The sequence below is a fragment of the Bacillus sp. FSL K6-0138 genome (assembly GCF_037982765.1).
GTDB classification, from domain to species: Bacteria; Bacillota; Bacilli; order Bacillales; family Bacillaceae; genus Bacillus; species Bacillus glycinifermentans.
In genome coordinates this window covers 4,247,576-4,259,947 of the sequence record NZ_CP150286.1, presented here as the reverse complement: position 1 = coordinate 4,259,947, position 12,372 = coordinate 4,247,576, and the positions used below count along the sequence as shown (strand labels likewise).

Below are 12,372 nucleotides of genomic sequence, written 5' to 3'. Positions count from 1 at the left end.
GGAAAAAGGGATCAAACAAGAGCTGGTCACGGAAATGATCCTGAACACGCAGCTTTGCTGCGGGCTGTATGAAAACGGCGGAAAGCAGGCCGGATTCGCCAGGGTGATCTTCGGACTTTGTCAGGTTCGGCTGGGTTTGCAACGTCTTTATTTGGCCGTTCACCGGGGAAGCTTTGGCTGAAGCCTTGTCAGCCAAAGCCTGGGGGTGTCTGTTTGATGATGGCGGCTGATGATGAGCCCGGATATGAAAACGGTCGAAAACAGATACGAAAAAGGAAGGGTGTTCGCCCTTCCTTATGAAACGTTCGTCTGGTAAACGATTGATTTCGCTTTTTGTATCAAGGTTTCCGCTTCTTTTCCTTCAATCACGATAAGGCACTCCTTCTCCCGATTGGACATTCTGAACATCTCCAATTCGAGCAGGTCTTTAATTTTGCACATCGTTTTTTTCGTGCAGATATATAGCTGATGTTGTGCTGAGCGGCAAAGCCGGTACAGCTCGATCAAATTTTTTAGCGTCATCGATTTTTCGCCGATTTTAATGGATTCTGCTCGATTCATCTTGCATCCCCTCCGTATGTAAATATTCTCTCTAATGAAAGTGTTACCCGCAGAGCTGACACGTTAAACACGAATGACATCCTGTGGGCAAACGGCATCTCCGATTTTCCAGCGATTATGAAAAAATATTGACTGAACACTCATTCATTATTTAAGATAAAGATAGACAGAAGGGGTTTTCATTCAGGGGAACTGAAAGGGGGAGCTGGTGTTGAGTACGTTGCTGTGGTTGAATGTCATCGCATTTCTCGGTGTAACCGCTTACGCTGTTTATCTGTTCGTCTATCTGATCAGAACGAGAATCAGCTATATCAAGCTCGGGCAAAAAGAGGTTTTTGATAAGCGGATCAAAGAGAGGCTTCAAAGGATATGGGAGAATGTGTTCGGGCAGAAAAAACTGCTCAAAGATAAGAAGAGCGGAATCATCCATGTGGTATTTTTTTACGGTTTTATTCTCGTACAGTTTGGTGCGATCGATTTTATTATAAAAGGGCTTATGCCTGACAGGGGGCTGCCTCTCGGTAAAGCTTACCCGGTGTTTACGTTCTTCCAGGAAATCGTCACACTGATGATTCTGATTGCGGTGGGCTGGGCTTTTTACAGACGTTATATCGAAAAGCTCGTCAGGCTGAAACGCAACTTTAAGTCGGGAATCGTCCTGCTGTTGATCGGCGGATTGATGTTTACCGTACTGCTCGGGAACGGGATGAATATGGTCTGGCACGGGCATTCGCTGTCATGGTACGAGCCGATGGCCTCTCTCGTCGCTTTCGTTTTCGGATTTATAGGCGAAACCGCATCAGGGGCCGTTTTCTATGCAGCATGGTGGGCGCACCTTTTGATCTTGCTGACGTTTTTGGTCTATGTTCCGCAGTCCAAGCACGCCCACCTCATTGCAGGACCTGCAAACGTCTTTTTCAGCAGGCTGACGAATCCGGGGAAGCTTGAAAAGATCGATTTTGAAGACGAATCAAAAGAGACATTCGGCGTCGGCCGCATTGAAGAGTTCAGGCAATCGCAGCTCATCGACCTTTATGCATGTGTGGAATGCGGCCGCTGCACAAATATGTGTCCGGCAACAGGCACGGGAAAAATGCTTTCTCCGATGGATCTGATTTTGCGGCTCAGAGACCACTTGACGGAAAAAGGGGCGGCCGTCACGTCAAAAACGCCTTGGGTTCCTGCACCGCTGTTCCGCCATACAAAGGGAAATCAGCTTGCACTGGCAGCAGGCGGAGAAGGATCAAGAGAAGCCGCCGCCTCGGAAATTTACAATCCAAGCTTAATCGGGGACATCATTACCGAAGAGGAAATCTGGGCCTGCACGACTTGCCGGAATTGCGAAGATCAATGTCCGGTGATGAATGAACACGTCGATAAGATCATCGATCTCCGCCGGTATCTCGTTTTGACCGAAGGGAAAATGGACGCCGATGCTCAACGCGCCATGACGAGCATCGAAAGACAGGGCAACCCTTGGGGACTAAACAGGAAAGAACGGGAGAACTGGCGCGACGTGAGAGAAGACGTCGAAGTGCCGACCGTAAAGGAAATGAAGAAAAAAGGCGCTTCATTTGAATATTTGTTTTGGGTCGGTTCGATGGGCTCGTATGACAGAAGAAGCCAAAAAATCGCGGTCGCTTTTGCGCGCCTCCTCAATGAAGCAGGCGTCACATTTGCGATTTTAGGCAATAAAGAAAAAAACTCCGGCGACACGCCGAGACGTCTCGGCAATGAATTTCTGTTTCAGGAGCTTGCTGCTAAAAATATCGAAGAATTTGAGAAAAATGGCATCCGAAAAATTGTAACGATTGATCCTCATGCATACAATGTGTTTAAAAACGAATATCCTGATTTTGGCCTTGAAGCAGACGTTTATCATCATACGGAAATTCTCTCCGCCCTCATCAAGGACGGAAAGCTTAAACCTGAGTTTCCGGTTAACGAAACTGTCACGTTCCATGATTCATGCTATTTGGGCCGCTACAACGGAGTTTACGATCCTCCGCGCGAGATTCTCCGCTCCATACCGGGCATCCGCTTAGTCGAAATGGAACGGAGCCGGGAAAACGGAATGTGCTGCGGAGCCGGAGGCGGCCTCATGTGGATGGAGGAAGAGACGGGAACAAGGATCAATGTTGCCAGAACTGAACAGGCGCTCCTTGCCGCACCTTCGGTCATCAGTTCTGGATGTCCGTATTGCCTTACGATGCTCGGAGATGGAACGAAGGCGAAGGAGCTCGACGATCAAGTCGGCACATACGATGTGGCCGAACTGCTTGAACGCGCCGTCTTTGGTGCGGAAGAGAAAGAGCATGCTTCCTAAGCGGGTGAAAATGACAGATGCAGGGGAGAGGAAATGATGGTCAGAACGGTTATTATCGATGGAGCGCGCACGCCTTTCGGAAAACTGGGCGGATCACTTCAGCCAAAAACGGCGTCAGAACTCGGAGGCATTGCCATCAGAGAAGCGCTGAAACGGTCAGGTGTCAGGCCTGAGGATGTAGATGAAGTTATTATGGGGACCGTTCTGCAAGGGGGCCAGGGACAGCTGCCGTCAAGGCAGGCGGCAAGGCATGCCGGTCTTCCGTGGGACGTTAAAACGGAAACGGTCAATAAAGTATGCGCATCAGGCTTAAGAAGCGTGACAATGGCGGATCAGATCATCCGCGCCGGCGATGCCGACGTCATTGTCGCAGGCGGGATGGAGTCGATGTCAAATGCGCCTTATGCGCTGACAAAAGCGAGATGGGGCCTGAGGATGGGAGACGGGTCTGTTAAGGACTTGATGATCCTTGACGGATTGACCTGCTCATTTACGGGGGTGCATATGGGCTCATATGGAAATTCTGCGGCAAGAGAATTAGAGATTACGAGAGAGGAGCAGGACCGCTGGGCGCTGCGGAGCCATATGCGGGCGGTTCGGGCCGCCGCCTCAGGCGCCCTCGGAGAAGAGATCGTTCCCGTCAACATTCGCGAAAAGCGGGGCGGAGAGCTGACGGTGAAACATGATGAATCCCCGCGCAGCGACACATCGATCGAACGGCTGGCCGCGCTGGCGCCCGTCTTTGACCGCGACGGCACGATTACGGCGGGCAATGCCCCGGGCGTAAATGACGGGGCGTGTGCATTCACCGTCATGAGCGATGAAAAGGCAAAGTCTTTGAATCTGAAGCCTTATGCCGTCATGACGGCGCATGCTTCCATCGCAGTTGAAGCAAAAGACTTTCCGAAAACACCCGGGCTTGTCATCAATGAGCTGCTGAAAAAAACGGGGGCGGAGCTTTCGGATATCAGCCTGTTTGAAATCAATGAGGCTTTTGCGGCGGTCGCTCTGGCAAGCGGACAAATCGCAGGGCTCGATATGGAAAAGGTTAATGTCAACGGCGGCGCGATTGCGCTTGGCCATCCGATCGGCGCCAGCGGGGCAAGGATCCTTTTGACGCTTATGTACGAATTAAAACGGCGCGGCGGCGGTACGGGAATTGCCGCGATTTGCAGCGGCGGCGGACAGGGAGATGCCGTCATGATCCAAGTTTAAAAGGGGGATTTTTCATGAGGGATGATACGATTATGGTCATCGGCGCGGGCCAAATGGGGTCAGGAATCGCGCAGGTGTGCGCCCAAGCCGGCTACAGCGTTTATATGTACGATGTATCAGAAGACCAGATTCAAAAAGGAATGAAACGCATTTCCGACCGGCTCGTCAAGCAGGCGGAAAAGGGAAAGATGCCTCACCATGACGTGAAAGATATATACCTGCGCCTCTCTCCGTCAGACTCGCTTAATGATGCGGGAGAAGCTTTTCTCATCATTGAAGCTGCCGTCGAACGTATGGATGTTAAAAAGGACATTTTCAAACGTTTGGATGAAAAGACGAAAGATACGGCAGTATTGGCATCCAATACATCTTCCTTACCGATTACAGAGCTTGCCTCTGCCACGAAAAAGCCGCAAAACGTGATTGGCATGCATTTTATGAACCCGGTGCCTGTCATGCAGCTCGTCGAGGTTATCAGGGGGCTTGAAACGAGCGATCAAACCTTTGATACCGTCGTTTCTACAGCAGAAAAGCTCAATAAAGTCCCCGTTGAAGTGCACGATTTTCCCGGGTTTATCTCCAACCGCATTTTAATGCCGATGATTAATGAAGCGGTTTTTGCGCTTTATGAAGGGGTTGCCGAAAAGGAGAGCATCGACAGAATCATGAAGCTCGGAATGAACCATCCGATGGGGCCGCTCGCTCTTGCAGACCTGATCGGACTTGATACATGCCTGTATATTATGGAAACGCTGCACAAAGGATTCGGCGATGACAAATACAGACCGTGCCCGCTTCTGAGACAGTATGTCAGCGCAGGGCGGCTCGGAAAGAAAACGGGCAAAGGGTTTTATACGTACGACTCCAAATAAACAGGAGGGGACACCATTGAACCTTCATTTGACAGCTGAACAGCTCGTTATGCAAAAGCAGGTCAGGGAGTTTGCAGTACGGGAGGTAGCTCCCTTTGTCCCGGAGATGGAAAAAGGGGAATTTCCAACCGGCATCATAAAGAAAATGGCGGGTCTCGGCTGGATGGGGCTGCCGATTCCGGCGAGGTACGGCGGGGCCGAAAAGGATTTCCTTTCGTACATTATGTTGATTCACGAGCTGTCAAAGACGAGTGCGGTGTTGGGCGCGATTTTATCTGTTCACACATCGATCGTGACGATTCCCGTTCTGTTGTACGGAAATGAACGGCAAAAAGAGCGCTACGTCAAAAAGCTGGCGTCAGGACGGTACTTGGGCGCCTTTTGTTTAACCGAACCGAACGCCGGCTCTGATGCGGGAAGCCTCAAAACAAAAGCGGAAAAACGAAAGGATCGCTACGTGTTGAACGGAACGAAGGTCTTTATCACAAATGGAGGGGAAGCGGACGTCTATCTCGTGTTTGCCTCAACAAACCCTGAAGCCGGAACGAAAGGCATATCGGCTTTCATCGTTGAAAAAGGAACGCCGGGCTTCCATATCGGAAAAAATGAGGAAAAAATGGGTCTGCACGGATCGCAAACGGTGACCCTGAATTTTGAAAACGCCGTTATTCCATCCGAGCAGCTTCTCGGAGAGGAAGGCCAGGGCTTTAAAATGGCTTTGTCAAACCTTGATGGGGGCAGGATCGGGATTGCCGCCCAGGCTTTAGGAATTGCCGAAGGCGCGCTTTCCGAGGCTTCCGCATTTTTAAAAGCGCACTACCCGGACGGAGAGCTTCACAGCTTCCGGCAGGGGCTCGCCTTCAAGCTGGCAGACATGGCGACAAGGACAGAGGCGGCCAAACTGCTCGTCTACAAGGCTGCTTCATTGAAGGAACAGGGCATGGAAACGAGAAAAGCGGCATCAATGGCCAAGCTGTTTGCTTCTGAAACGGCAATGTTTGTGACGACCGAGGCGGTTCAGCTGCTCGGGGACTTCGGTTATACGAAAGGCTTCAATGCTGAGCGGTATTTCAGGGATGCGAAAGTGTGCCAAATCTATGAGGGAACGAGCGAAATACAGAGAATTGTCATCAGCAAGCAATTATGAGGTGTCAGAGGGGGAGCAAAAGATGAACTTTCAGCTGTCTGAAGAGCATCAAATGATTCGGAAAATGGTCCGCGATTTTGCAAAGCATGAGGTCGAGCCGACAGCAAAGGAGCGTGACGAAGAAGAACGTTTTGATAAAGAGCTGTTCATAAAGATGGCGGATCTGGGATTGACAGGCATTCCTTGGCCTGAAGAATACGGAGGGATCGGCAGCGATTATTTGGCGTACGTGATTGCAGTCGAGGAGCTGTCAAAGGTATGCGCCTCAACCGGCGTCACCCTGTCAGCTCATACGTCGCTTTCGTGCTGGCCCATTTATGCCTTCGGAACCGAGCAGCAAAAACAGGAATATTTAAAACCGATGGCACGGGGGGAAAAACTCGGGGCTTACGGATTGACGGAGCCTGGATCAGGGTCTGATGCGGGCGGAATGAAAACGACCGCCGTGAAAAGCGGTGATGAATACATTTTAAACGGAACGAAGGTCTTTATTACAAACGGTGGTGCAGCAGATGTATACATTTTGTTCGCAGCTCTTGATCCCGAAAAAAGGCAGAAAGGAACAACCGCCTTTATCGTTGAGAAGGAGTTTCCGGGCTTTTCCGTCGGGAAGAAAGAAAAAAAGCTCGGCATCCGTTCGTCTCCAACGACTGAAATCATCCTCGAGGATTGCCGTGTCCCTTTGAAAAACAGGCTCGGCGAAGAGGGGGAAGGCTTTAAAATCGCGATGATGACGCTTGACGGCGGCAGAAACGGGATCGCGGCCCAGGCCGTCGGCATTGCGCAAGGAGCGTTTGAGGCTGCAAAGGCATACGCAAAAGAAAGAAAGCAATTCGGCAAACCGATTGCCGAACACCAGGGCGTGAGCTTCAAACTGGCGGATATGGCGACCGAAATTGAAGCTGCGAGGCTCTTGACATACCAGGCGGCATGGCTCGAATCAGAAGGCCTGCCTTACGGAAAAGCGTCTGCCATGTCAAAGCTTTACGCAGGCGATGCGGCTATGAAGGTGACGACAGAGGCCGTCCAGATCTTCGGCGGATACGGCTATACGAAGGAATACCCTGTTGAGCGTTATATGCGCGATGCAAAAATCACGCAGATTTATGAAGGAACACAAGAGATTCAGCGGGTCGTTATCTCGAAAATGCTGATGAAATGAAGAAAATGCCGCCTTAGCGCCTGGCGGCAGGAAAGCGCCGGCGGACAGGCTTCAACCCTACCGCCGGCTTCTTTGGCATTACCGCCTAAAACAGCCTTCTTTTCATGCGCTTCCCCAGCCTCACGCCTCCTTTCTGTCTTTTGCCTGTGCCTTGTGGTAAAAATTATTGAATTAACGGGAATAAAGGTAGCATAAAGTGTTTTCTTTTGTTTATAATGAGAGGTATGGTTTGTCGTAAAGACATGAATCACATGCTTATTTTCTATGACAAAGATAGTAGATACATACATGAAGATAGAAAGGGAGTGTCTGGTGATGAGTTTGAAACAGTACTCAGAGGAACAGCTAAAGGAAATGTCTTTAGTTGAAATCGCATACGAAATTTTCTCAGACCAAAAAAAACCGATTACATTCCAGGAACTTACAGATAAAGTTTCTTCTTTGCTTGGAGTGGGAAAAGAAGAATTGGAAGACCGCATTGCCCAGTTTTACACGGATTTAAATATCGACGGCCGCTTTTTGGCGCTGTCTGACCAAACGTGGGGCCTGCGCAGCTGGTACCCGTACGATCAGCTTGATGAAGAAACACAGCCGACCGTAAAAGCCAAAAAGAAAAAAGCGAAAAAAGCCGTCGAAGAGGACCTTGATCTCGATGAATTCGAAGAGGTTGATGAGGACGATATCCTTCTTGACGATGCAGAAGCCGACCTCGATCTTGCCGACGATGAATTCGATCTCGATGAAGCCGACGATGATGAGCTGGATGACCTTGAAGATGAGATCCTCGATGATGAAGACGAGGACTTCCTGGACGAAGAAGAAGAAGATTAATATTTGTCCGTACGGAATTCATTTTGAAATCAATCTTGACTTTCCGAGACGAACTATGTAGTATGTATTTTGGGCTCTTCAAAAAGAAGAGATTCGAGTGATACGGACTATCAGCTCCCTTTCAAGAAATTGAAAGGGAGCTTTCTTGTTTTTCCGCCTCCTAATCATTTGAATCATTTAGAAAAGATCTAAATGATTTTTCATAAACGGAGCATTTTAATGAATAAGTGTTAGATTGAAGAGAGGGGTACAGATATGACAAAATACATTTTCGTAACTGGAGGAGTCGTTTCTTCGCTTGGAAAAGGAATCACGGCATCTTCACTGGGCCGCCTGCTGAAAAACAGAGGCCTGAATGTAACGATCCAAAAGTTTGATCCGTATATCAACGTAGATCCGGGAACGATGAGTCCGTATCAGCACGGGGAAGTATTCGTGACCGACGACGGTGCGGAAACCGATTTGGACCTGGGCCACTATGAACGCTTCATCGACATTAACTTGAATAAATACAGCAACGTTACAACCGGAAAAATTTATTCGACGGTGCTGAAAAAAGAGCGAAGAGGCGATTATTTGGGAGGCACCGTACAGGTCATCCCGCATATCACGAACGAAATTAAAGACCGCGTGTTCCGCGCCGGAAAAGAATCAAACGCCGATGTTGTCATCACGGAAATCGGAGGAACCGTCGGGGATATCGAATCATTGCCGTTCCTTGAAGCGATCAGGCAGATCAAGAGCGACATCGGACGCGACAACGTGATGTACATCCATTGTACGCTTGTGCCTTACCTGAAAGCAGCCGGAGAAATGAAAACAAAACCGACGCAGCACAGCGTAAAAGAACTGCGCAGCCTCGGCATTCAGCCAAACGTGATCGTTGTCAGAACGGAAATGCCGATTTCCCAGGACATGAAAGACAAAATCGCGCTGTTCTGCGACATCGATCCGAAAGCCGTGATTGAAGCGGGGGATGCGGAAACGCTCTATTCCATTCCGCTCGACCTTCAGAAGCAAGGGCTTGACGATCTTGTCTGCACCCACTTGAAGCTGGAATGCAAGGAAGCAGACATGGAAGAATGGAAAATGCTTGTCAATAAAGTGAAGAATCTTTCCAAAACAGCGACGATCGGTTTGGTCGGTAAATACGTCGAGCTTCCGGATGCCTACATCTCTGTGGTCGAATCTCTCCGCCATGCGGGATATGCGTTTGATGCCGACATTAAGGTCAAATGGATCAACGCTGAAGAGGTCACTGATGAAAACATCGCCGATTTGGTGAACGATGTAGACGGCATTCTCGTTCCGGGCGGATTCGGGGACCGCGGAGTTGAAGGGAAAATCGCCGCCGTCAAATATGCCCGCGAGCAAAAGATCCCGTTCCTGGGCATTTGCCTCGGCATGCAGGTGGCGTCAATCGAGTATGCGAGAAACGTTCTCGGTCTCGAAGGCGCGCATTCGGCTGAAATCGATCCTTCAACACCGTATCCGATCATTGACCTTCTTCCAGAGCAAAAGGATATTGAAGATCTCGGCGGAACGCTTCGCCTCGGATTGTATCCGTGCAAGCTTCAAGAAGGCTCTAAAGCGTATGAAGCCTATCAGAATGAAGTCGTTTACGAGCGCCATCGCCACCGCTACGAATTCAACAATGAGTTCAGACAGCAGATGGAAGAAGCAGGATTTGTCTTCTCAGGGACAAGCCCTGACGGCCGCCTCGTCGAAATCATTGAGCTGAAAGACCACCCGTGGTTTGTCGCGTCACAGTTCCATCCTGAGTTCACTTCAAGACCGACAAGACCTCAAGCATTGTTCAGAGACTTTGTGCACGCTTCATTAAAAGCTTCAGAGAAGCTGTAAAACCATAAAAAAAGCCTGTCAGCTCGTTTGCTGACAGGCTTTTTTCAGCTTTTGCCGCATATGTAAGGCCGGCCTCATCCATGATTAGTTTCCTATAGGCAGCTATTTTTATTGGTATTCCTGCAAAATTTCCTTTAATGTAAAGGACAGGGCATGATATACGTAAAGGCAGACCATCAGGGACGGAAATCCGAACCTTGTTCCGTCTTCATCCGGAAGAAGCGGCATTTTCAGCTTAGAATCGATATGGACGTCGGCGAATGCAGCGATCGGCGCGCCGTCTTTTCCCGAAGGGGATACGGCCACGAGCCCGACCCCTTTTTCATTCAGCTTTTCCGCCATGTTCAGCTCGTTTTCATCCGCTGAAGCCGCACAGAACATCAGCACTTTGTCCGCCGTTTGAAAAGCCGGCCAGTTTTCTTCATCCTGCGGAAGCGGTTTGACGGAAGGAAACGGTTCAGAACTGTAAAGCGCTTCTTTTAAAATGCCCTCCAATTCATTTTTTCCATATACATAAACCGAGTGGTCGCTGATGACCGCCTGAGCCAACAGCCGGGCTCCGTCTTCGATCGATTGGGCTTCCCCCTCTTGAATCCGATTGAAGATTCCCGACAATTGAGTGGTGAAAATTTTAAGCAAGCTGACTCCTCCTTTTTTACTGTCTGTTCATTATATAACAAAAGAGAATCATGGGAAAAATCCTCTAAATATGTCGCAAACTTAAATTTTTTAATTAAAGGAAAAGGGAAAAACAAAACAGAATAGATAAACTACTGCTTAATTTTGGCGAAAATTATAATTATAGAGGTGTAGAAAAATGAATGAAAAGATTTTAATTGTCGATGACCAGTACGGGATTCGGGTTTTGCTTAATGAGGTTTTCAATAAAGAAGGGTACAAAACCTTCCAGGCCGCAAACGGAATCCAGGCTCTCGATATTGTCAAAAAAGAACGGCCCGACCTGGTTTTGCTTGATATGAAAATACCGGGAATGGATGGAATCGAAATTTTAAAAAGAATGAAAGTCATAGATGAAGGCATCCGCGTCATTATTATGACGGCGTACGGAGAGCTCGACATGATTCAGGAATCAAAGGAGCTGGGCGCCCTGACCCACTTTGCAAAGCCTTTTGACATCGATGAAATCCGCGATGCGGTCAAAACGTATCTTCCCATTAAATCCAACGGCTGACAGAACGAAAAGTTTTTGATCTTGTCACAAGCGATGATGTTGCCGATTTGTCGATAAATTGTTATTCTATATAAGTAGAGAAAAGCTATCTAACGTTTAATGAACAAAACATTTTACATATGGCAGGTTTTTCTGGTCATGCTAGATAGGTGAGGAAGCTTTTTTCGAAAAAAGCAAATCAGGCTACATAAGGAGGACTTTCGACATGCCTTTAGTATCTATGACGGAAATGTTGAACAAAGCAAAAGAGAACGGATATGCTGTCGGACAATTTAATCTAAATAACCTTGAGTTTACACAAGCGATTTTACAGGCTGCTGAAGAAGAAAAATCCCCTGTTATCCTTGGCGTATCTGAAGGTGCCGGACGCTACATGGGCGGATTCAAAACCGTCGTTGCGATGGTAAAAGCGCTGATGGAGGAATACAAAGTGACCGTTCCGGTTGCGATCCATTTAGACCACGGTTCAAGCTTCGAATCTTGCGCCAAAGCGATCCATGCGGGATTCACTTCAGTTATGATCGACGCTTCCCACCATCCTTTTGAAGAGAACGTTGCAACAACTGCAAAAGTGGTTGAGCTTGCTCATTTCCACGGTGTCTCAGTTGAAGCTGAGCTTGGAACTGTAGGCGGACAGGAAGACGATGTCGTTGCTGACGGCGTCATCTACGCAGATCCAAATGAATGTAAGGAGCTTGTTAAGCGCACAGGCATCGACTGCCTTGCACCTGCATTAGGTTCGGTTCACGGCCCTTACAAAGGCGAGCCAAACCTTGGCTTCAAAGAAATGGAAGAAATCGGAAAAACAACTGGTCTTCCGCTCGTTCTTCACGGCGGCACAGGCATTCCGACTGCCGACATTAAGAAAGCAATTTCTTTGGGTACGGCAAAAATCAACGTGAACACTGAAAACCAAATCGCTTCCGCGAAAGCTGTTCGCGAAACGCTGGCTGCAAAACCGGAAGAGTACGATCCGCGCAAATACCTCGGACCTGCTCGCGATGCGATCAAAGAAACGGTTATCGGCAAAATGCGCGAATTTGGTTCTTCAAACAAAGCATAATGACATTTTGAAAAACGTCCGCTTCTCCGTGGAGCAGGGCGTTTTCGGGGAGACACAAGTTTCCCGCCCGGTTAAAAGCCGCCTGGTAGCGACAGGCGGTTTTATCCATATCATCCGGAAAGCGCAAACATGTTCCACAG

12 protein-coding genes are annotated in these 12,372 nt (G+C 48.8%); 10 read left to right on the top strand and 2 right to left on the bottom strand.

What is annotated here, in order from left to right:
- The first annotated feature begins 34 nt into the window (after positions 1-34).
- A complete protein-coding gene (locus tag MHB78_RS22355; RefSeq protein WP_157759348.1) occupies positions 35-181 on the top strand; it encodes a hypothetical protein in 147 nt (48 codons plus the stop codon).
- Positions 182-294: 113 nt separating this feature from the next.
- Here MHB78_RS22355 and MHB78_RS22350 read toward each other — a convergent pair whose 3' ends face one another.
- On the bottom strand, positions 295-561 hold the full coding sequence (locus MHB78_RS22350) for a hypothetical protein (protein WP_046130273.1): 267 nt from the start codon (positions 559-561) through the stop codon (positions 295-297).
- A gap of 211 nt (positions 562-772) precedes the next feature.
- Here MHB78_RS22350 and MHB78_RS22345 point away from each other — a divergent pair, with 211 nt between their 5' ends.
- From MHB78_RS22345 to MHB78_RS22315, 7 genes are all read left to right on the top strand, one after another.
- Entirely contained in the window at positions 773-2,887 is a 2,115-nt protein-coding gene (locus MHB78_RS22345; protein ID WP_046130274.1) for a heterodisulfide reductase-related iron-sulfur binding cluster, read from the top strand.
- A gap of 36 nt (positions 2,888-2,923) precedes the next feature.
- Complete coding sequence (locus tag MHB78_RS22340; protein ID WP_046130275.1) at positions 2,924-4,102, top strand: acetyl-CoA C-acetyltransferase; 1,179 nt, start codon at positions 2,924-2,926, stop codon at positions 4,100-4,102.
- A gap of 14 nt (positions 4,103-4,116) precedes the next feature.
- Entirely contained in the window at positions 4,117-4,974 is an 858-nt protein-coding gene (locus MHB78_RS22335; protein WP_046130276.1) for a 3-hydroxybutyryl-CoA dehydrogenase, read from the top strand.
- Between the two features lie 16 nt (positions 4,975-4,990).
- Positions 4,991-6,121 carry an acyl-CoA dehydrogenase family protein gene (locus tag MHB78_RS22330; RefSeq protein ID WP_046130277.1) on the top strand — a complete coding sequence of 377 codons (1,131 nt, stop codon included), beginning with the start codon at positions 4,991-4,993 and terminating at the stop codon, positions 6,119-6,121.
- A gap of 22 nt (positions 6,122-6,143) precedes the next feature.
- Positions 6,144-7,283, top strand: a complete 1,140-nt coding sequence (locus tag MHB78_RS22325; RefSeq protein WP_046130278.1) for an acyl-CoA dehydrogenase — start codon at positions 6,144-6,146, stop codon at positions 7,281-7,283.
- 315 nt (positions 7,284-7,598) lie between these two features.
- Positions 7,599-8,114, top strand: a complete 516-nt coding sequence (gene rpoE, locus MHB78_RS22320) for a DNA-directed RNA polymerase subunit delta (protein WP_046130279.1) — start codon at positions 7,599-7,601, stop codon at positions 8,112-8,114.
- A 255-nt stretch (positions 8,115-8,369) separates the two neighbouring features.
- Complete coding sequence (locus MHB78_RS22315; RefSeq protein WP_046130280.1) at positions 8,370-9,977, top strand: CTP synthase; 1,608 nt, start codon at positions 8,370-8,372, stop codon at positions 9,975-9,977.
- 108 nt (positions 9,978-10,085) lie between these two features.
- Here the strand turns inward: MHB78_RS22315 and MHB78_RS22310 are convergent, their stop codons facing one another.
- The gene (locus MHB78_RS22310) at positions 10,086-10,616 is read right to left on the bottom strand and encodes a DUF2529 domain-containing protein (protein ID WP_046130281.1); all 531 of its coding nucleotides are present in this window, start codon (positions 10,614-10,616) and stop codon (positions 10,086-10,088) included.
- A gap of 178 nt (positions 10,617-10,794) precedes the next feature.
- Here MHB78_RS22310 and spo0F point away from each other — a divergent pair, with 178 nt between their 5' ends.
- Positions 10,795-11,169: a sporulation initiation phosphotransferase Spo0F gene (gene spo0F, locus MHB78_RS22305; RefSeq protein WP_046130282.1), complete on the top strand. Its 375-nt coding sequence runs from the start codon at positions 10,795-10,797 to the stop codon at positions 11,167-11,169.
- A 205-nt stretch (positions 11,170-11,374) separates the two neighbouring features.
- On the top strand, positions 11,375-12,232 hold the full coding sequence (locus MHB78_RS22300) for a class II fructose-bisphosphate aldolase (RefSeq protein ID WP_046130283.1): 858 nt from the start codon (positions 11,375-11,377) through the stop codon (positions 12,230-12,232).
- The last annotated feature ends 140 nt before the right edge of the window (positions 12,233-12,372 follow it).

Bases quoted from the DNA above. Each gene is read 5' to 3' on its own strand.
- MHB78_RS22355 (WP_157759348.1), top strand. From the start codon at position 35: ATGATCCTGAACACGCAGCTTTGCTGCGGGCTGTATGAAAACGGCGGA.
- MHB78_RS22350 (WP_046130273.1), bottom strand. From the start codon at position 561: ATGAATCGAGCAGAATCCATTAAAATCGGCGAAAAATCGATGACGCTA.
- MHB78_RS22340 (WP_046130275.1), top strand. From the start codon at position 2,924: ATGGTCAGAACGGTTATTATCGATGGAGCGCGCACGCCTTTCGGAAAA.
- MHB78_RS22335 (WP_046130276.1), top strand. From the start codon at position 4,117: ATGAGGGATGATACGATTATGGTCATCGGCGCGGGCCAAATGGGGTCA.
- MHB78_RS22325 (WP_046130278.1), top strand. From the start codon at position 6,144: ATGAACTTTCAGCTGTCTGAAGAGCATCAAATGATTCGGAAAATGGTC.
- rpoE (WP_046130279.1), top strand. From the start codon at position 7,599: ATGAGTTTGAAACAGTACTCAGAGGAACAGCTAAAGGAAATGTCTTTA.
- MHB78_RS22315 (WP_046130280.1), top strand. From the start codon at position 8,370: ATGACAAAATACATTTTCGTAACTGGAGGAGTCGTTTCTTCGCTTGGA.
- spo0F (WP_046130282.1), top strand. From the start codon at position 10,795: ATGAATGAAAAGATTTTAATTGTCGATGACCAGTACGGGATTCGGGTT.
- MHB78_RS22300 (WP_046130283.1), top strand. From the start codon at position 11,375: ATGCCTTTAGTATCTATGACGGAAATGTTGAACAAAGCAAAAGAGAAC.